This window comes from Azoarcus indigens, assembly GCF_004361735.1.
GTDB lineage: Bacteria > Pseudomonadota > Gammaproteobacteria > Burkholderiales > Rhodocyclaceae > Azoarcus > Azoarcus indigens.
The window spans coordinates 26,907-45,272 of the sequence record NZ_SNVV01000015.1; the positions used below are offsets into that span (position 1 = coordinate 26,907).

General features: G+C 67.3%; 18 protein-coding genes. 5 read left to right on the forward strand and 13 right to left on the reverse strand.

Annotated features, from left to right (window positions below):
- Positions 1 to 123: 123 nt before the first annotated feature.
- Genes flgK through C7389_RS16420 form a run of 3 tightly spaced genes read left to right on the forward strand, consistent with a single transcriptional unit; the run spans position 124 to position 3,924 of the window.
- Positions 124 to 2,118 (forward strand): flagellar hook-associated protein FlgK, encoded by a 1,995-nt coding sequence (flgK, locus tag C7389_RS16410; RefSeq protein WP_133593452.1) that lies wholly within the window; start codon positions 124 to 126, stop codon positions 2,116 to 2,118.
- A 14-nt stretch (positions 2,119 to 2,132) separates the two neighbouring features.
- The gene (flgL, locus tag C7389_RS16415) at positions 2,133 to 3,374 is read left to right on the forward strand and encodes a flagellar hook-associated protein FlgL (RefSeq protein WP_133593454.1); all 1,242 of its coding nucleotides are present in this window, start codon (positions 2,133 to 2,135) and stop codon (positions 3,372 to 3,374) included.
- A gap of 10 nt (positions 3,375 to 3,384) precedes the next feature.
- Positions 3,385 to 3,924 carry a hypothetical protein gene (locus tag C7389_RS16420; RefSeq protein ID WP_133593456.1) on the forward strand — a complete coding sequence of 180 codons (540 nt, stop codon included), beginning with the start codon at positions 3,385 to 3,387 and terminating at the stop codon, positions 3,922 to 3,924.
- A 23-nt stretch (positions 3,925 to 3,947) separates the two neighbouring features.
- Here C7389_RS16420 and fliR read toward each other — a convergent pair whose 3' ends face one another.
- The 13 genes from fliR to fliF form a co-directional block, all read right to left on the reverse strand.
- Entirely contained in the window at positions 3,948 to 4,742 is a 795-nt protein-coding gene (gene fliR, locus C7389_RS16425; protein ID WP_133593458.1) for a flagellar biosynthetic protein FliR, read from the reverse strand.
- Positions 4,743 to 4,749: 7 nt separating this feature from the next.
- On the reverse strand, positions 4,750 to 5,019 hold the full coding sequence (gene fliQ, locus C7389_RS16430; RefSeq protein WP_133593460.1) for a flagellar biosynthesis protein FliQ: 270 nt from the start codon (positions 5,017 to 5,019) through the stop codon (positions 4,750 to 4,752).
- Positions 5,020 to 5,040: 21 nt separating this feature from the next.
- Positions 5,041 to 5,814 carry a flagellar type III secretion system pore protein FliP gene (fliP, locus tag C7389_RS16435; protein WP_133593462.1) on the reverse strand — a complete coding sequence of 258 codons (774 nt, stop codon included), beginning with the start codon at positions 5,812 to 5,814 and terminating at the stop codon, positions 5,041 to 5,043.
- A complete protein-coding gene (fliO, locus tag C7389_RS16440; RefSeq protein WP_162851765.1) occupies positions 5,804 to 6,214 on the reverse strand; it encodes a flagellar biosynthetic protein FliO in 411 nt (136 codons plus the stop codon). Before fliO ends, fliP begins: the two co-directional genes overlap by 11 nt.
- A gap of 281 nt (positions 6,215 to 6,495) precedes the next feature.
- The gene (gene fliN / locus C7389_RS16445; protein WP_133593464.1) at positions 6,496 to 6,963 is read right to left on the reverse strand and encodes a flagellar motor switch protein FliN; all 468 of its coding nucleotides are present in this window, start codon (positions 6,961 to 6,963) and stop codon (positions 6,496 to 6,498) included.
- Entirely contained in the window at positions 6,956 to 7,966 is a 1,011-nt protein-coding gene (fliM, locus tag C7389_RS16450; protein WP_133593466.1) for a flagellar motor switch protein FliM, read from the reverse strand. Before fliM ends, fliN begins: the two co-directional genes overlap by 8 nt.
- A gap of 16 nt (positions 7,967 to 7,982) precedes the next feature.
- Complete coding sequence (locus C7389_RS16455; protein ID WP_133593468.1) at positions 7,983 to 8,564, reverse strand: flagellar basal body-associated FliL family protein; 582 nt, start codon at positions 8,562 to 8,564, stop codon at positions 7,983 to 7,985.
- A gap of 93 nt (positions 8,565 to 8,657) precedes the next feature.
- On the reverse strand, positions 8,658 to 9,974 hold the full coding sequence (locus C7389_RS16460) for a flagellar hook-length control protein FliK (protein WP_162851766.1): 1,317 nt from the start codon (positions 9,972 to 9,974) through the stop codon (positions 8,658 to 8,660).
- A gap of 104 nt (positions 9,975 to 10,078) precedes the next feature.
- Complete coding sequence (gene fliJ / locus C7389_RS16470; RefSeq protein WP_133593474.1) at positions 10,079 to 10,522, reverse strand: flagellar export protein FliJ; 444 nt, start codon at positions 10,520 to 10,522, stop codon at positions 10,079 to 10,081.
- A gap of 93 nt (positions 10,523 to 10,615) precedes the next feature.
- Positions 10,616 to 12,022 carry a flagellar protein export ATPase FliI gene (gene fliI, locus C7389_RS16475; RefSeq protein ID WP_133593476.1) on the reverse strand — a complete coding sequence of 469 codons (1,407 nt, stop codon included), beginning with the start codon at positions 12,020 to 12,022 and terminating at the stop codon, positions 10,616 to 10,618.
- Entirely contained in the window at positions 12,019 to 12,822 is an 804-nt protein-coding gene (gene fliH, locus C7389_RS16480; RefSeq protein WP_133593478.1) for a flagellar assembly protein FliH, read from the reverse strand. The genes fliI and fliH overlap by 4 nt, the downstream gene beginning before the upstream one ends.
- Before the next feature lie 12 nt (positions 12,823 to 12,834).
- The gene (fliG, locus tag C7389_RS16485; RefSeq protein ID WP_133593480.1) at positions 12,835 to 13,833 is read right to left on the reverse strand and encodes a flagellar motor switch protein FliG; all 999 of its coding nucleotides are present in this window, start codon (positions 13,831 to 13,833) and stop codon (positions 12,835 to 12,837) included.
- Positions 13,830 to 15,551, reverse strand: a complete 1,722-nt coding sequence (fliF, locus tag C7389_RS16490) for a flagellar basal-body MS-ring/collar protein FliF (protein WP_133593482.1) — start codon at positions 15,549 to 15,551, stop codon at positions 13,830 to 13,832. The genes fliG and fliF overlap by 4 nt, the downstream gene beginning before the upstream one ends.
- A 160-nt stretch (positions 15,552 to 15,711) precedes the next feature.
- On the opposite strand from fliF, the gene C7389_RS16495 reads away from it, so the two are divergent.
- Together C7389_RS16495 and C7389_RS16500 are read left to right on the forward strand one after the other, a co-directional pair.
- Complete coding sequence (locus tag C7389_RS16495; protein WP_133593484.1) at positions 15,712 to 16,884, forward strand: sensor histidine kinase; 1,173 nt, start codon at positions 15,712 to 15,714, stop codon at positions 16,882 to 16,884.
- Positions 16,881 to 18,311: a sigma-54-dependent transcriptional regulator gene (locus tag C7389_RS16500; RefSeq protein WP_133593486.1), complete on the forward strand. Its 1,431-nt coding sequence runs from the start codon at positions 16,881 to 16,883 to the stop codon at positions 18,309 to 18,311. The genes C7389_RS16495 and C7389_RS16500 overlap by 4 nt, the downstream gene beginning before the upstream one ends.
- The last annotated feature ends 55 nt before the right edge of the window (positions 18,312 to 18,366 follow it).

Here is an 18,366-nt window from a genome sequence, read left to right on the forward strand (position 1 = left end):
CTCCCGCCTTCCTCGCCCGCATTCGCCCGCGTCTGCCCTCGCCAGCCGGCGGATTTTGCCGTTTTTGCGCTGGCAAGCATCTTGCAGTAGTGGGTCAAAACCCAGCGAATCGAGGTAGTTCCCATGGCAGGCTTGCTCAACATCGGTCTTACCGGCCTCTCAGCCGCACAGGCACAGCTGCTGACCACCAGCCACAACATCACCAATGCGGATGTAGAGGGCTATCACCGCCAGACGGTGATCCAGACCACCGCCAATCCGCTGTACACCGGTGTTGGCTTCTTCGGCCAGGGGACCCAGATCGCCGCGGTGACGCGCGCCTACAACCAGTATCTGGAAAACCAGGTCAAGAACAGCGAAACCAAGGTCGCCCAGTACTCGGCGTACAACGACCAGATCTCGCAGATCAACAACCTGCTTGCCGATTCCACCTCCGGCCTGTCGCCGGCGCTGGAGGACTTTTTTGCCGGCGTGCAGGAAGTGGCCTCCAACCCGACCAGCGTGGCCTCGCGCCAGTCGCTGATCTCCACCGCGCAGGCGCTGGTGGCCCGCTTCCAGACCATGGATGCCCGCCTCTCCGAGGTCCGCCAGGGTACCGAGAGCGAGATCGTGTCCACCGTCGAGCAGGCGAACATGTACGCCAAGGCGATCGCGGACATGAACCAGCGCATCACCGTGGCCCAGGTGGGCGGCGCCAACGTTGCCGCCAATGACCTGCTGGACCAGCGCGACCAGCTGATCGCCGAGCTGAACAAGCTGGTTTCCGTGAGCACGGTGACCGAGAGCGACGGCTCCGTCAGCATCTTCGTCGGCTCCGGCCAGGCGCTGGTCGCCGGCGGCACGGTGACCCAGCTCGCCGCGGTGCCCGATCCCAACGACCCGCAGCGCAATGCCATCGCCCTGGTGTCGGACAACGGCGTCGCCAACATCCTGCCGGAGCGCCTGCTCAGCGGCGGCACGCTGGGCGGCCTGCTCACCTTCCGCAGCGAAACGCTGGATACCGCCCAGAACACCCTGGGCCTGATCGCGCTTGGCATCGCCGAAACGGTGAATGCCCAGCAGGCGCTCGGTATCGACCTGGACGGCGTGCTCGGCGGCGAGTTCTTCAAGAGCCCGACGCCGTCGCTGACGCCGGCCATCAACACCGTCTCGGTGTCGGTGGAGAACGTCTCCCAGCTCACCGCTGCCGACTACGTGCTGAAGTACGACGGCACCAACTACACGCTGAGGACCACCGGCGGCGTCAACATTCCGCTGACTCTGCAGGCCGATGGCAGCTACAGCGGTGGCGGGCTCAACATCAATATCACCGATCCGTCGGAGATCCCCACCGACGGCCTGCTGATCCAGCCCACCCGCTATGCTGCGCGCGACATCGCCGTCGCCATCACCGACCCGCGCAAGGTTGCCGCCGGCGACCCGGTCAGCGTGTCGCCCGGCAACTACACCGGCACCGTCAGCGAGCGCATCACCAATGTGAAGACCACCTCGGTGGCCGGGCTGGACAGCAGCGGCGACGGCGTGGCCGACTTCGCGCCTATCACCCTGAGCTTCGACTCCGCCACCAACACCTTTACCGCCTCCAGCGGCACGCTGGAGCGCTACGACAGCAGCACCGGCACCTGGGTGGCCAGCGGCGCCTACAACCCCTCCACCGACAGCGCCGGGGCGAAGTTCCGCATCACTGGCGGGACCGCGCCGGACACCTACACTTTCGAATTCACCGCCGTCGGCGCCTGGACCAACGGCGAGTCGCTATCCTTCGGCCCCACCCAGGCCGGCACCGCCGACAACCGCAACGCGGTCGCCATGGGCGCGCTGCAGACCACCAAGGTGATGCTGGCCGGCAGCAACGGCGAATCCACCGCCACCCTGCAATCGGTATATGCGCAGATGGTGACCCAGGTCGGCAACAAGGCGCGGGAAGTGCAAGTGAATCTCAAGGCGCAGGAGTCGCTGCTGGCCCAGGCCACCGATGCGCGGGATTCGCTCTCCGGGGTCAACCTGGATGAAGAGGCGGCCAACCTGATCCGCTACCAGCAGGCTTACCAGGCCTCGGCCAAAGTGATGTCGGTGGCCCAGACCCTGTTCGACGAAGTGCTGTCGATCGCGCGCTAAGGAGAGAAGTCATCATGCGCATCTCGACCAACATGATCTACGACAAGGGCGTCGGCTCCATGCAACGGCAATGGAGCGATCTCCTGCACACCCAGCAGCAGCTTTCCACCGGCCGCCGGGTGCTGACCCCCGCAGACGACCCCATCGCCGCCTCCCGCGCGCTGGAGATCGGCCAGTCCCAGGGCGTGAACACCCAGTTCATGACCAACACCGGCTATGCCGAAGACCGCCTGAAGCTGCTGGAGAACAAGCTGACCGGGGTGGACGACACCCTGCAGTACATCCGCGAGAAGACGGTGGCCGCCGGTAACGGCATCTACAAGGAAGAGGACCTGGGCTACCTGGCCACCGACCTGCGTGCCCAGTTCGACAGCCTGCTGGCGCTGGCGAACAGCCAGGACGGTACCGGCGACTACCTGTTCTCCGGCTACCGCTCCAACGTCCAGCCCTTCAGCGGCAGCGTTGCCGGAGTGAGCTACGCCGGCGACTACGGCACCCAGACCATACAAGTCTCCGCCTCGCGCTACATGCCGGTGAGCCTGCCCGGTTCGGACATCTTCACCGCCACCCGGGAAGTGAACGACGACCTCGTCGCCGCCCTGACCGGCGAACACGCCGACGGCACCGCCAACACCGGCGACGCCAGCCTCACCGGCACCCTCGCGCCGCTGGCCGACGGCTCCATCGACATGGACAAGCTGGGCCGCCGCTACGAGATCGTCTACAACGATCCCGCCGGCTACGACGTCTATGAATACGAGCCCGGCAACCCGGACCGCGTCACCATCGCCACCGGCCTGGCCGACCTCACCAGCCTGGCGGATCCGACCTCGCCCAACTATATCGGGGTGAACCTGGCGGTGAGCGGCACGCCGGGCGACGGCGACCGCTTCGAGGTCTTCGTGTCGTCGAACAACATGTTCGACAACCTCGGCCTGCTGATCGACTCCATGGAGCGGCCGGGGCCCTCCGGCATGGCCGGCGGCGCGGTGGCGGTCGGCCTGGACAACCTGGATGGTGCCCTCGAGAACATCCTCAAGGTGCGTGCCCAGGTCGGCTCCCAACTGACCGAGACCGAGAGCCTGCAAAGCCTGGGCAGCGACCTCAACCTGCAGTACTCGGAGGTGATCTCGGGGCTGATGGATGTGGATTACGTGGATGCCATCTCTCGCCTCGCCCAGCAGCAGACCTATCTGCAGGCGGCGCAGCAGTCCTTCATGCAGGTCTCCAACCTGTCGTTGTTCAACTACCTGTAAGAGGGCGACGATGGACACGGTGAGGGAGAAGGGGGGCAGCCTGGGCCGGCCGGTGCTCGCCGCGCTGGCCGTGCTGCTGCTGGGCGGTTGCGCCAGCGTCCAGGACTATGTGGACAACTTCGATGCGGAAAAGGCCAGGCAGCAGACCGCCGACGCGGTGCGGGACTACGGCGGCATCGCCGCCGGCACGGTGGGCGGCTACATGATGGCCCGGCAGAGCGGCTACTTCAAACCGGAGTTCATCGCCGGCGCGTTGGTCGCCTACGCCATCTACGATCCCTTCTCGCCGACCTGGGAAGTGCGCGCCGCGCCCATGGGCGAGGACGTGGTCCGCTTCGACCTGGCGATGAAGCGGCTGGTGACCGGCGGCGAGGGCGAGGCGCGCCAGGTGCTGATGCGTAACGCCCGCCAGGTGGCCCAGGAGGGCGGCTACGCCGGCTTCGACATCCTGCGCTACGAAGAGGGCATAGAGTCGACGCGGCCCTTCGCCCATCGCGTGGCCAGCGCCGAGATCCGCCTGGTGAAATCCCGCCAGTTCCCAGAGTTCTAGGCCGCCAGCCGCTGGCCGCAGCCTCAGCGGGGCAGGGGGGCGAGTGCGGTGAGCATGCGGGCGATGTTGTCCAGGCTGTGCTCGAACATGCTCTGCACCACCGGCGCGAAGCTCGCCATCACCAGCGCGACGCCGAGGAAACCGGCGGCCAGCGTGATCGGGAAGCCGATGGCGAAGAGGTTCAGTTGCGGCGCCGCCCGGGTCAGGATGCCCATGGCGATGTTGGCCACCAGCAGCATGGCGACCACTGGCAGGGACAGCAGCAGGCCGGCGGAAAAGATGCTCGCGCCCATGCGGGCGATGGTGCCCCAGCCTTCGGCGCGCAGCGGCTCCACCCCGACCGGCAGCCATTCGAAGCTGCTGACCAGCACATGGATGAGCAGCAGGTGGCCGTCCAGCGCGAGGAAGAGCAGGGTGGCCACCAGGGTGAGGAAGTCTGACAGCACCGCGGTCTGGCCGCCGGCATCCGGGTCGAAGAAGATGGCGAAGGACAGGCCCATCTGCATGCCGATCAGCGCGCCGGCCATGTCCACAGCGGCGAACACCAGGCGCACCACGAAGCCGATGGCGATGCCGATGAACATCTGCTGGATCATGATCAGCAGGCCGATGCCAGAGCCCGGCGGCACTTCCGGCATCGGTGGCAGCGCCGGCAGCAGCGCCAGCGAGATGCCCAGGCCTATGCCCAGCCGCACCTGCGCCGGTGCGCCACGGTTGCCGAAGATGGGCGCGGTGGCGAACAGGCCCAGCAGGCGCGCCAGCGGAAACATGAAGGCGGCCAGCCAGGCATCCAGCTGGGCGGAGGTGACGCTGAGCACCGGCGCCTCAGCCGATCATCTGCGGTATCGACTCGAACAGCCGGCGCATGAAGTCGGTGAGCTGGGTCAGCATCCACGGCCCCGCCGCCACCAGGGTGACGAACATGACGACCACCTTGGGGACGAAGGAGAGCGTCATCTCGTTGATCTGGGTGGCCGCCTGGAAGATGCTGATGATGAGGCCGGTGACCAGTGCGGCGAGGAACAGCGGGGCGGAGATCAGCAAGGTCACTTCGATGGCCTGGCGGCCGAGGTCGATCACGGTAGTCGGAGTCATGGGATTCCTCGCGTGCCGTGCTCAGACGGCGAAGCTCTGCACCAGCGAGCCGATCATCAGCGTCCAGCCGTCCACCAGCACGAACAGCATGATCTTGAAGGGCAGGGAGACGATCACCGGCGACATCATCATCATGCCCATGGACATCAGCACCGAGGCCACGACCATGTCGATGATGATGAAGGGGATGAAGACGATGAAGCCGATCTGGAAGGCGGTCTTCAGCTCGGAGGTGACGAAGGCCGGGATCAGCACCCGCATGGGCAGGTCTTCCGCCTTTTCCACCGGCTCGATCTTGGCCAGACCGGAGAAAAGGTTCAGATCGGGCTCCCGCACCTGCTTCAGCATGAAGGCCTTGACCGGCACCGAGGCGCGCTCCATCGCTTGGTCCATGCCGATGCGGCCCTCGGACATCGGCAGGTAGGCCTCGGTGTAAACCCTGTCCGCCACTGGCGACATGATGAAAAAAGTGAGGAAGAGCGCCAGCCCCAGCATCACCTGGTTGGGCGGCGAAGTCTGGGTGCCCATGGCCTGCCGCAGCAGGGAGAAGACGATGATGATGCGGGTGAAGCTGGTCATCATCAGCACCATCGCCGGAATGAAGCTCAGCAGGGTGAGCAGGGCCAGCGTCTGTATGGTGAGGCTGTATGTGGTACCGCCGCCGCTACCGGGTGTGGTGGTGACCGCCGGCAGCACCGGTGCCACCGGCAGGGTGGGCGATTGCGCCAGCACCAGGCCGGCGCCGGCCAGCAGGGCGAGGCCCGCGCCCAGGCGGATCAAACGTTCAACCCGCATTGCGGCTCCGCTCCAGCGATTGTTTCAGCCAGCCGGCGAAATCCTTGCCGGCAAAGGCGGCCGGCCCGCCGGCAGCGGCGGGCGGCAGTTCGTCCTTGCCCATCACGTGCAGGGTGCGCACATTGCCGGGGGCGACGCCCAGCACCAGCACCTTTTCGCCCAGTTCCACCAGCACGACCCGCTCGCGCGGTCCCACTGGGGCGGCGCCCAGCACCTTCAGCGCGGCGGCGCTGCCCCGCGGCGCGCCCAGCCGCTTGATGAGCCACAGGCAGACGACGAGCAGGGCAATGACGATGACGAGGCCGAAGATCATCTGGCCGACATTGGAGGTCAGATCCGTCGTAGGCAGTGGCGCAGGAGCCGGCGGTGCCGGATCGGCCGCAATGGCTGGAGGGGCCATGCCCGCCAGGGCGGGCATGGCAAGCAAGGGGAGTGAGGTAAGGAGGAGGCGCACGGGACGAGGATAGGCTACCGACGCGGCTAGCCTAATCCCGCGCGCACGTGGGGCAGGCGGCGATAAAGCGGGGAAAAGCCCGACTATTCCCCGCTTTGGCGGGGACGCTGAGCCGGGCCGAGGAGAAGGCTGAAGAGAGGGATTGAGGCGGCGAGCAGGCGTTTGGCAGGTTCGCCAGGGGGCTCCAAGGGTGCGCTGCGTCCGGGCGGATGATGCGCAGCCGCCGCTCAGTTGCGGATTTTCCGCATGCGCTCGGCCGGCGTGATGATGTCGGTGAGGCGGATGCCGAACTTGTCGTTCACCACCACCACTTCACCCTGGGCGATCAGGGTGCCATTCACCAGCACGTCCATCGGCTCGCCGGCGAGGCCGTCCAGCTCCACCACCGAACCATGCGCGAGTTGCAGCAGGTTGCGGATGGAGAGCTTGGTGCGGCCGAGTTCGACGGTGATCTGGACCGGGATGTCCAGGATCATGTCGAAGTCGTTCAGCGAGCCGGGCTTGGTACCGCTGTTGCCGAAATCCTCGAACAGCTGGCTGGCCGGTTTGGCCTGGTAAGGCGAGCCGGCCGCGGCGGCGGCGAGGTCGGCGGCAACCTGGGCGGCTTCAGGGTCGGCCTGGGCCTCGGTTGCAGCCTGCTCCTGCATGGCTGCCGCCCAGTCGTCTTCGGTAATCTGATTCTCTTCGTCAGCCATGCTGGGCTCCGGGCACAGGCGGCGCGTCGGTTTCCTCGGGGCCGAGGAAGCGCTCCACCTTCATTGCGTATTGTCTGTTCTGGGTGCCGTAGCGGCATTCAAGCACCGGCACGCCGTCCACCTCGGCGGTGAGCAGGTCGGACACCTGCAGCGGAATCACGTCGCCCACCCGCATGTTCACGATGTCGCGCAGGGTGACGCGGGCGTGGCCGAGCACGCAGGTCAGCTCCACGTCGGCGGTCTGCAGCTGGCGGGTGAGCAGCGTGATCCAGCGCTTGTCCTGGGTCAGGTGGTCGCTCTGCATGGTGGAGTAGAGCAGGTCGCGGATCGGCTCCACCATGGAGTAGGGGAAGCAGATGTGCATCTCCGCCTGGGCGCCGCCCAGGTCCAGGGAGAAGCTGGTGGAAACGACGATCTCCGAGGGCGTGGCGATGTTGGCGAACTGGGAGTTCATCTCCGAGCGGATGTACTCCATCTCCAGCTTGAACACCGGCGCCCAGGCCCGGCCATACTCGGTGAACACCACGTTGAGCATGCCCTGGATGATGCGCTGCTCGGTCTGGGTGAAGTCGCGGCCCTCCACCCGGGTGTGGAAGCGGCCGTCGCCGCCGAACATGTTGTCCACCACCAGGAACACCAGGTTGGGGTCGAACACCACCAGCCCGGTACCGCGCAGCGGCTTGGCCTGCACCAGGTTGAGGTTGGTCGGTACCACCAGGTTGCGGACGAACTCCGCGTACTTCTGCACCTTGATCGGCCCTACCGAAATCTCGGTGTTGCGGTGCATGTAGTTGAACAGGCCGATGCGCAGATAGCGGGCGAAGCGCTCGTTGATGAGCTCCATGGTGGGCATGCGCCCACGCACGATGCGCTCCTGGGTGGCCAGGTTGTACGGCTTGATGCCGCCCTGTTCGGAGTCGGCCGCCTCCGGTTCGTCGCTCTCCCCGTTTACGCCGCGGAGGAGGGCGTCGACTTCTTCCTGGGAGAGAAAATCCGCGGCCATGGCCGTTCCAGTTGCCTTATTGGATGATGAAGGAGTTGAACAGCACCGCCTGCACCGGCCCGGTGGGCGGCGCCCGGCGCGAAGACGTTTCGCGCGGCGGCGGGAAGCCCAGCGCCTCGTTGGCCTGGTCGAGGATGTCGCTGGCCAGCTCTTCGCGGCCCTGGACGGTGGCGACCTCCGACGGCAGACGGTTGGACAGCAGCAGATTGATGCGGTGCCGGATCTCCGGCATGAAGCCCTTCAGGCTCTCCGCCAGCTTCTCGTCGCTGACGCGCAGCACCACCACCGTCTGCAGGTAGCGGTCGCCCTCGTCGCTGCGCAGGTTCACCGTGAAGGGGTCGAGGGTGACGAAGGAGGGCGGCTTGGCCAGGTCGATCTTGGCAGGCCCGGCGGGCGCCGCGGCAGCCGGCGGGGCCTCGGCATGGCTGTCGCCGCCGCCCCCCCCCTTGTTCTTGAGCAGCAGCAGCAGGGCGACGCCCCCCGCGGCGAGGATCAGCACCAGCAGCAGCACGATGACGATGATCAGCAGCAGCTTGCCGCTTTTCTTGGGCGCGGCTTCCTTGGCGCCTTCTTCCGGTTTGGCGGGGGCTTTCGCCATGCGACTCTCCTTTTCTCACGATTCCATTATCCGGGATCGTCGCGCCCCGCCAAGCGCGGAAAAGTGGGGCAGAGCCGCCCCAATTCATACGCTTCAGACGAAGGTGTCGACCATCCCTTCGGTTTGCTTGACCCAGACCGGCGCGCTGCCGCCCTCGGTGCCTTCGATTCCACCTACGCTGCGGTTGCCGCCGCCGCTTTTGCCGCTGCCGTCCTGTGTGCCCGCCTGCTGCTCGCCAGAGGTACTGACATCTGCCTGGCTCAGACTGATGCCGGATTGCTGCAGCATCTCGCGCAGTCGCGGCAGCGCCTGCTCCAGTGCATCCCGCGCGGCCTGCGAGGCGGCAACGAAATGGGCGGTGGTCTGGTCGCCATTCAGATGGATGGAGACTTCGACCTTGCCCATGTTCGGCGGCGTCAGCACCAGTTCGGCCTTGCTCTCCGCGCGCCCCAGCATCCACACCACCTTGTTGCCGACGTCTTCTGCCCAGCCATTCTGGCCGGCAGGCGTCTGCACCGGGAGTTGCGGGGTGGTGCTCTGCGGAGACGACACCTGGTGGCGCAACGCAGTGAGTGCCGCCGCGCCCTGCAGGGCGGATCCGGCTTCGCCCGGCCCCGCTTGCAGGGCGGTGGCCGGCCGGTCTGCCGCGCTCGAAGCGGCCGCTGCCGCCTGGGCCTGGGCTTGCGCCGCAAAATTCGGCTTGTCGGCGGCCGAAACCTTGGCATCCACCGCGGCCCGCAGCGCATCGGCGGGATTCTGAAGCGATTTGCCCGAGGTGTCATCCGCGACGATGCCGGTCGTCACCGGCTTGCCACTGTCCGTGGCACCGGCAAGTGCAGCCTCGCCCTCGGTGCCTTCACCGGCAACCTTGTTCATCAGGGCGGCAATGGCTGCCGGCAGCCCGGCAAGGGCGGTTGCGGGCTGGCCCGCCTGCTGTTGCTGGGCCGCGGCGTCGGTGGCGGCGGTCTGCTGGGCGGCCTTGTCGCCGCCGGTGGCGGCCGTGTCCTCGCTGGATGGGGTGGCGGCCTTGTTGCTGCCGGCGGTGGTGGCCTGGGAGTCGGTGGCTTCGGCGGCGCTCTTCTGCGGTTGGCTGGCGCGGGTATTCTCGTTGCTCGTGCGCTCGCGCTGGCGGGTGGCCTCGGTGTTGCCGTTCTCTCGGCTGCGGCTGCTTTCCCGTTGTGTTTCACGGGCCTGCTGGCGCTCGGTGCCGCGGCTGGCGGTAGTGTCCTGCACCGCGCCGCGGGATTCGCTGCGGGTGCTGCTCATCTGGCCGGCCAGCATGCGGGAGAAGTTGTCGCTGGAGGTGGCGCTGCGGGTGGCGGCGCGGGGGGTGCCGGTGGCGTCCGAGGTACTGCCCAAAAGGCTGGCGGCAGAGAAGGAGAGGCTGGATTGGGTGACGTTGGCTGGCATGCTCTATGACCTCGGTGGCGTGTTCGGCTACCGTTCAGCAAGCCCCGTGCCAAGCTGTGGCGGGGATGACGGGAGGCGGGCCGGCGAGGCCGCCTCCGCCGGGCTCATTCTTCTTCCTGGCCGCGCCGCTTGGCGGCGTGCTCGTCGGTCATTTTCTGCTCACGCCGGTTTTCGCTGCGCACCACCCCGGCCTGATGGCGCTGGGAGAGGGTGTCGAAGGCCTTCACCTTGTTGCGCTGGGCGAGCCAGGCCTGCTGGCCCTGGACGGTCTGGTGGCGGGATTGTTCGAGCAGCTTGGCCTGGCTGGCGATGGCTTCGTCGATGCGGCCGAGGAAGGTGCTGAAGTTGCGCCAGGCATCCGGCCCGATACCCTCGCGTGCGGCCTGCATGAAACGCTCGTGGTACTCGTTGCGGTAGTTCTGCAGCATGTCGAGTTTCTGCTGGCTGTCTCGCTCGGAGGCGATCAATTCGCCCAGCCGTCGTGCAGCATCGTCCATCCGGTTCTGGGCAAGATCGAGCAGAGGCTGTAGGGGGAATTTCCCGTTCATGGCTTATTTCTTCGTGCGGGAATGAAAAGATGCTACGCGCGCAGTTTGATGACAAATAGTCCGTTCGTCGCCAGTCTGGTTCCCCGTGGGGATTCAGGGCTTGGTCGGGAACAGCCCGCCGAGCTCGCTGATGGCGCCTTCATAGCCTTCGCGTTCGTTGATGCGTTGCTGCAGGAAGCCCTCCAGCCGCGGGTAGAGGGCGACCGCGAGGTCCAGCATGGGGTCGGCGCCGGCCTGGTAGGCGCCGACGGCGATCAGGTCGCGAGAGCGCTGGTAGCGGGAGAAGAACTGCTTGAAGCGGCGTACGAGCTCGAAGTGGGTGTCGTCCACCAGGTTGTGCATGGCGCGGGAGATGGATTGCTCGATGTCGATGGCCGGGTAGTGGCCCTGGTCCGCCAGGCTGCGGGAAAGCACGAAGTGGCCGTCGAGGATGGCGCGGGCGGAGTCGGCGATGGGATCCTGCTGGTCGTCGCCCTCTGCGAGCACGGTGTAGAAGGCGGTGATGGAGCCGCCGCCTTCCGGGCCGTTACCGGCGCGTTCCACCAGCGCTGGCAGGCGGGCAAACACCGACGGCGGATAGCCGCGGGTGACCGGCGGTTCGCCGATGGCAAGGGCGATCTCGCGCTGGGCCATGGCGTAGCGGGTGAGGGAGTCCATGATCAGCAGCACCTGCTTGCCCTGGTCGCGGAAGTACTCGGCGACGGTGGTGGCATAGGCGGCGCCCTGCATGCGCATCAGCGGGCTGGTATCGGCCGGCGCGGCGACCACCACCGAACGGGCGAGGCCGTCGGCGCCCAGGTTGTGCTCGATGAACTCCTTCACCTCGCGCCCCCGCTCGCCGATCAGGCCGACGACGATGATGTCCGCCATGGTGAAGCGCGCCATCATCCCCAGCAGCACCGATTTGCCGACGCCGGAGCCGGCGAAGAGGCCGATACGCTGGCCGCGGCCGACGGTGAGCAGGCTGTTGATGGCGCGTATGCCCACGTCCAGCGGCTGGGTGATGGGGGCGCGGTTGAGCGGGTTGTAGGAGCGGCCTTGCAGCGAGCGGCTTTCCTGGGTGACCAAAGGGCCGAGGGAGTCCAGCGGCCGGCCGGCGCCATCCACCACCCGGCCGAGCAGGGCTTCGCCCACCGGCAAGTGCTTGGCACGGTCGGCGGCGCGGCGGCGGGGGCCGACCCGCTTGCCTGCGATCAGCTTGGGGTGCCCGGCTTCCAGCGGCAGCACCTGGGCGCCGGGGGCGAGGCCGAAGACGTCGTCGGTCGGCATCATGTAGAGCTTCTCGCCGTTGAAGCCGACGACTTCCGCCTCTACCGCGCCACCGCCGGGCACCAGGATGCGGCAGCCGGAGCCCAGCGGCAGTTTGAGGCCGGCGGCTTCCATGACCAGACCGTTGATGCGGGTGAGGCGGCCGGCGTACTGGAAGGGGCTGGCGCTTTCCACCAGTTGCCGGCCGTCCTGGAGGAAGGCGCGCCAGGTTTCGCCGTGTCGCTCGGTCACCGCTCCGGCTCCCAGGTGGCGTCTTCGCGGCCCAGTTGTTCCAGCACGCGGCGCCAGCGGGTTTCCATGGTGGCGTCGACCTGGGCGCCGGGCGATTCCACCCGGCAGCCGCCGCGGGTCAGGCTGTCGTCTTCGGCCAGGCGGTGGCCGCTGTGGGCGAGTTGTTCGCCCAGGTGTTCCTGGACCAGTTGGAGATCGTCCGGATGCAGGCGGATATGGGCATGCCCCTGCGGTAATTGCATGAGCGCGGCGCGCACGGTTTCGGCGACCGCTTCGGGATGGGTGGCGAGGGTGTGCTGCACCATCTGGCGGGCAATGGCGACCGCCAGCCCGAGCAGTTCCTCGGCGACTTCCTCGTCTATCTTCGCCAGCGCCTGATCCAGGTTGTCCGCCAGTTCGCCGAAACGCCGGGCTTCTGCCTCGATCCGGGCCTTGCCGTCCTGATAGCCGGCGGCGTGGCCCTGCTCGCGACCGGCGGCTTCGCCTTCCTTGTGGCCGGCGGCATAGCCTTCGGCGTGGCCTTCCTTGCGCCCTTCTTCGCGCGCCTGCTCGTGCATGCGCTCGATGTCCTCCACCGTGGGCAGCTGCACGCCGGGGTAGGGCGGGGGGATCTCGGCTTCGGGCTCGAGCGTGGGCGCAGCGACCGGCCGTTGCGGCCGGGGCGGCGCGGCGGGGTCTTCTGCCGGCGGCGTGTCCTGCTGAGGCGTGGCCTCTGGCGCAGGGGCTTCCTCGCGGCCGTCGAAGGAGGGCGGCTGCCAGCGGCGATAGGCGCCCGAGGCCTGGTTGCGGGTGATGCTCACCGGCCGCTCCTATCAGACGAAGCCATCGTCCCCGCCCTTGCTGGCCATCATCACCTGGCCTTCCTCCGCCAGGCGGCGGACGATCTTGAGGATCTCCTTCTGCTCGGCTTCCACCTCGGACAGGCGCACCGGACCCTTGGCCTCCAGGTCTTCGCGCAGCATTTCGGCGGCGCGGCTGGACATGTTCTTGAAGACCTTCTCGCGCAGGTCGGGCGAGGCGCCCTTGAGGGCGACGATGAGCGAGTCGGACTGGACTTCGCGCAGGATGGTCTGGATGCCGCGGTCGTCGATGTCCATCAGGTTCTCGAACACGAACATCTCGTCCAGTATCTTCTGCGCCAGGTCGGGGTCGTACTCGCGCACATTGTCGATGACCGCGGTTTCCGCCGCCGAGCCGACGAAGTTGAGGATTTCCGCCGCATGGCGCACGCCGCCCATGGCCGCCTTCTTGACGGTGGAGGCGCCGGCCAGCATGCGGGTGAGGGAGTCGTTCAGCTCCTTCAGCGCGGCCGGCTGCACGCCGTCCAGCGTGGCGATGCGCAGTACCACGTCGTTGCGCAGGCGGTCGGGGAAGTGCTTGAGGATGTCGCCCGCCTGGTCCACCTCCAGGTGCACCAGGATGGTGGCGATGATCTGCGGATGCTCGTTCTTGATGAGGTCGGCGGCGGTCGGGGCGTCCATCCACTTCAGGCTCTCGATGCCGGCGGTGTCCGAGCCCTGCAGTACGCGGGAGATGAGGTGGGCGGCGCGCTCGTCGCCCAGCGCCTTGGTCAGCATCAGGCGGATCTGTTCCTCGTCCGCATGCACCAGCGCACCCTTGGCGAAGTGGGCTTCGAGCTCGTCCAGCAGGGCCTCCACCTTGGCCCGCGGCTGCGGCGCCATGGTGGCCATTTGCATGCCCAGCTTCTGCACTTCCCGTGGGCCGAGATGCTTGAGAACCTCGGACGCTTCATCCGCGCCCAGCGTGAGCAGCAGCAGGGCGCTCTTCTCCAGGCCTTCTTCCGGCGTCATTTGCGTCCCTCCTCATTCAGGCCCATCCATTCCTTGATCAGACCGGCGACCAGCTTGGGATCCTGGCGTGCCAACTCGCGGGCGCGCTCCAGCCTGTTCTCGTAAGTCTGGCCTGCAAGTGCCTCGGGGGAAAGCTCGACTTCGGCATCCTCGTCCTCGTCGCCGAAGCCCGGCCCGCCTTCTCCACCGGGGCCGCCAGCGGCGCCTTCGCCCTCGGGCGACGGAGGAGGCGGGATCACGGTACGCATCAGCGGCCGCAGGATGGCGAAATACACGAAGGCCAGCACCGCCAGGATGAGGATGTACTTCCACGCCTCCTTGGCCAGTTCGAGCACGTCCGGGTCCTTCCACAGCGGCAGCGACGGCTCGGCGTCGCCGGCGGTGAAGGGGCTGCTGGCGACGTTGATGGTATCGCCTCGGTTCTGGTTGTAGCCCACCGCCTCGCGCACGAGATTGGTGATGCGGGCGATCTCCTCGTCCGACAGCGGAATGGTCTGCGGCTGGCCTTCCTGGCCCGGGCCGGGACGCTGGTTGACCACCACCGCCACCGACAGGCGTTTGATCTGGCCGAGCGACTGCTTCACATGCTGGATGGTGCGGTCCAGCTCATAGTTCAGCACCGCGCTGCGGCTGCTGTCGCCCTGCTGGGTGGTGCCAGCCTGGTTGGGCGGCACCTGCGGGTTGGTGATGGGCGCGGTGGCCGGCACCGGCGGCTGGTTGGTGAGCGCGCCGGGCACCCCTTGCGGGGTACGGTCGCGTTTGTACTCTTCGGTGGTCTGCTGGCTGCGGATGGCCTGGTCGGGCGCTGGATTGGGCTTGTAGGTCTCGGCAGTCTGCTCGACCTGGTTGAAGTCCACGTCCGCCGCTACCTGGGCGCGGAAGTTGTCCTTGCCGAACATCGGTGTGAGGATGGTTTCGATACGACGGATCAGCCCGGTCTCGATTTCCTTCACGTACTGCAGCTGGGTCGGGTCCAGCCCGGCCTGGCGCAGCGGGTCCGGCTTGTTGGTGAGAAGCTCGCCATCCTGGTTGACGATGTTCACCCCGTCCGCGCTCATGCGCGGTACCGAGGACGACACCAGGTGCACGATGCCGGCGACCTGGTTGGGGTCGAGGAAGCGGCCCGGGCGCATGTTCACCATCACCGAGGCGGTCGGTTTCTGGTCGTCGCGCAGGAAGGCGGTCTGCTTCGGCATCGCCAGGTGCACCCGCGCACTGGACACGGTGGCGATGGATTGGATGGTGCGCGCCAGTTCGCCCTCCAGCGCGCGCTGGTAGTTCACCTGCTCATGGAACTGGGAAACGCCCAGCTTCTGAGCTTCCAGCAGCTCGAAACCGACCAGCCCGCCCTTGGGCAGGCCTTCTGCCGCCAGGCGCAGCCGGATCTGGTGCACCTGTTCCTGGGGAACCAGGATGGCGCGGCCATCGCCAGACATGCGATAGGGCACGTTCTGCTGTTGCAGGGTGTTGATGATGGTGCCGCCATCGCGGTCGTCCAGGTTGGAGAACAGCACCGCGTAGGCCGGTTCCCGGTTCCACAGCAGCACGCCCACCACCAGCGCGATGGCGAGCGCAATCGCCGCGGCAGCGGCAATTTTCTGCCGCTGGCTCAGCCCATTGATGTTCTGCAGCGTTTGCTGGAAGCGCGAGGGCGGCCCGGAGGCGGGTGGCGCATCGGCGGCCGGCAGGCCTTCGGCGACGTTCTCTGCAGTGGCCATGGTGGAGTTCCCGGTACATCCCCTTTTATGGATGACGGCATTCTCTTCCAGCCCGCGCAAGCCCGAACGGGGAAAAAGCGGCATTTTTTGCCGCCTCTTTGCCGGTTAACATGGACCGGCCGCCGGCTAGAGTGCCGGCTGTGAAAACGGAGCGACTGCAATGTCCCCTTTGACGCCCGCGAGTGGTGGTGATTCCACGCCGGCGGCGCCGCCCATGGACGCGGCCCAGCTGGCGGAAGCCTTTGCCCTGTTCAGCCGGGCGTCGGAGGAGCTGTCCACCGCGTACAACGCCCTGCAGGGCCAAGTCGTCCAGTTGACGGAGCGGCTCACCGTATTGATGGGTGCGCTGCCCGCTGGCGTGGTGGTGCTGGATCGCGCGGGTGTGGCGGTGCAGGTGAACCGCGCCGCGGAAACGCTGTTCGGCACCGGGCTGGCCGGCCGGGTGTGGCGCGAGGTCTCCCAGGGCCTGCAGGCCACAGAGACGCCGGGCGAGATGACCCTGGAGCTGGCCGACGGCGCGCGCCGCCTCGCCGTCTCGGAAACCGCACTGGAGTCCGGCGACGAGCGCATCCTCCTGATTCACGACGTCACCGAAACCCACCGCATGCGCCTTACCGCCGAACGCAACGAGCGGCTGGCGGCGATGGGCGAGATGGTTGCCGGCCTGGCCCACCAGCTGCGCACCCCGCTGGCGGCGGCGCTGCTCTACACCGGCAACCTGCGCCAGCCGGAGCTGGGGCCGGCGGAACGCGCCAAGGTGGCGGACCGTGCCATCGAACGCCTGCGCTACCTTGAACGCCTGATCCGCGACATGCTGCTCTTCGCCCGTGGCGACAGCCTGGGGCGGCAATACTTCGGCGTCTGCGACCTGGCGGCGGAACTCACCCATACGCTGGAGCCGCTGGCCCGCGCCCGCCAGCTGGAGTTCCACAGCCGGTGCGATTGCGGCGAGCTGGAACTCTATGGCGACCGCAAGGCGCTGGGCGGCGCGCTTACCAACCTGCTGGAAAACGCCATCCAGGCCACCGAGGCCGGTGGCACCGTGTCCTGCGAAGTCGTGCCTGAGAGTGGCGTCCATGCCGGCGTGCGCTTCATCGTCCGCGACAGCGGGCGCGGCATTGCGCCGGAACTGCAGGAGCGCCTGTTCGAACCCTTCTTCACCACCCGGGCCGAAGGCACCGGCCTGGGCCTGGCCATCGCCCGCGGCGTGGCGCGTGGCCATGGCGGCGACATCATTCTCGAATCGGTACCCGGCCAGGGTTCCACCTTCACCTTGAGCCTGCCCCTGCTGCGCGGGGAAACGGCGATCAGCAGCGGGACGGAAGCACCATGATCGAACAACTGAGCATCCTCGTGGTCGAGGACGACGCCGCCCTGCGCGATGCCGTCTGCCTCACGCTGGAAATGGCCGGCCACGGCGTGACCGGCGTCGAAGGCGGCCCGCAGGCGCTGGCGGTGCTGGAAGACCACGCCTTCAACCTCGTCATCTCCGACCTGCGCATGCAGCCGATGGACGGCCTGCAACTGCTGGGCGAGATCCGGGCCCGCCTGCCGCAGCTACCGGTGCTGTTGATGACCGCCTACGGCGACGTCGACAAGGCGGTGGCAGCCATGCGCGGCGGCGCCTGCGACTTCCTGATGAAGCCCTTCGAGCCCGAAGTACTGCTGGAGAACGTGCGCCGCTATGCAGCGGTACAGCCTTCGGCCGACGATACCGTGGCGGAGGACATCCACACCCGCAACCTGCTGGCCCTGGCGACGCGGGTGGCGGAGACCGACGCCACCGTACTGCTCACCGGCGAATCCGGCACCGGCAAGGAAGTCTTCGCCCGCTATATCCATCACCATTCGCCGCGCCGCAGCGGCCCCTTCATCGCCATCAACTGCGCCGCCATTCCGGAGAACCTGCTGGAGGCGACCCTGTTCGGTTACGAGAAGGGCGCTTTCACCGGCGCTCAGACCGCCCAGCCCGGCAAGTTCGAGCAGGCGCAGGACGGCACCATCCTGCTGGACGAAATCTCCGAGATGCCGCTGGGGCTGCAGGCCAAGATGCTGCGGGTGCTGCAGGAGCGCGAGGTGGAGCGGGTGGGCGGCAAGAAGCCGATTCCCCTGGATATCCGAGTCCTTGCAACCAGTAACCGCGACATGTCGCGTGAAGTGTCGGCTGGCCGCTTCAGGGAGGACTTGTACTACCGCCTCAATGTCTTCCCGCTTGCCATCCCGGCGCTGCGGGAGCGGCCGGGTGACGTGCTGCCGCTCGCCCGCCACTTCCTTACCCGCCATGCTGAACGCGCCCGCCGCCTGGTTAGGCTATCGGCCGAGGCGGAGGCATTGCTGGCGCGCTATGGCTGGCCGGGCAACGTGCGCGAACTGGAGAACACCATGCACCGTGCCCTGATCCTGACGCCGGGCGACACGGTGAGCGCCGAGACCGTCCGCCTCTGCCTGCCGCACTGGACGGCTGAGGAGGTGGCGCCAGCGGTAGGTGCGTCGCCTCGGCCCCCCGCCTCCCCGTTGCCGGCACCCGCCTTCGTGCCCGGCATTGGCTTGCCGGCAATTTCTGCCCAGCCGGCCGGGGAAATCGGGGGCTCATCTCCCGCGCGGCCGGCGAACATGAAGGATCTGGAGCGGGAGCACATCCTTGCCACGCTGCGGGAGATGGGAGGTTCCCGCAAGAAAGCGGTGGAGAAGCTGGGAATCTCAGAACGTACGCTGAGATACAAGCTGCAGCAGTACAGGGATGAAGGCTACGACGTCTGAAACGGCTGGCAATACAGGTTTCAGCTGGCCCGTCTTTTGCTTTTTACTTGGGCTG

Bases quoted from the DNA above. Each gene is read 5' to 3' on its own strand.
- flgK (WP_133593452.1), top strand. From the start codon at position 124: ATGGCAGGCTTGCTCAACATCGGTCTTACCGGCCTCTCAGCCGCACAG.
- flgL (WP_133593454.1), top strand. From the start codon at position 2,133: ATGCGCATCTCGACCAACATGATCTACGACAAGGGCGTCGGCTCCATG.
- C7389_RS16420 (WP_133593456.1), top strand. From the start codon at position 3,385: ATGGACACGGTGAGGGAGAAGGGGGGCAGCCTGGGCCGGCCGGTGCTC.
- fliQ (WP_133593460.1), bottom strand. From the start codon at position 5,019: ATGACTCCGACTACCGTGATCGACCTCGGCCGCCAGGCCATCGAAGTG.
- fliP (WP_133593462.1), bottom strand. From the start codon at position 5,814: ATGCGGGTTGAACGTTTGATCCGCCTGGGCGCGGGCCTCGCCCTGCTG.
- fliO (WP_162851765.1), bottom strand. From the start codon at position 6,214: ATGGCCCCTCCAGCCATTGCGGCCGATCCGGCACCGCCGGCTCCTGCG.
- fliN (WP_133593464.1), bottom strand. From the start codon at position 6,963: ATGGCTGACGAAGAGAATCAGATTACCGAAGACGACTGGGCGGCAGCC.
- fliM (WP_133593466.1), bottom strand. From the start codon at position 7,966: ATGGCCGCGGATTTTCTCTCCCAGGAAGAAGTCGACGCCCTCCTCCGC.
- C7389_RS16455 (WP_133593468.1), bottom strand. From the start codon at position 8,564: ATGGCGAAAGCCCCCGCCAAACCGGAAGAAGGCGCCAAGGAAGCCGCG.
- C7389_RS16460 (WP_162851766.1), bottom strand. From the start codon at position 9,974: ATGCCAGCCAACGTCACCCAATCCAGCCTCTCCTTCTCTGCCGCCAGC.
- fliJ (WP_133593474.1), bottom strand. From the start codon at position 10,522: ATGAACGGGAAATTCCCCCTACAGCCTCTGCTCGATCTTGCCCAGAAC.
- fliG (WP_133593480.1), bottom strand. From the start codon at position 13,833: ATGACGCCGGAAGAAGGCCTGGAGAAGAGCGCCCTGCTGCTGCTCACG.
- fliF (WP_133593482.1), bottom strand. From the start codon at position 15,551: ATGGCCACTGCAGAGAACGTCGCCGAAGGCCTGCCGGCCGCCGATGCG.
- C7389_RS16495 (WP_133593484.1), top strand. From the start codon at position 15,712: ATGTCCCCTTTGACGCCCGCGAGTGGTGGTGATTCCACGCCGGCGGCG.
- C7389_RS16500 (WP_133593486.1), top strand. From the start codon at position 16,881: ATGATCGAACAACTGAGCATCCTCGTGGTCGAGGACGACGCCGCCCTG.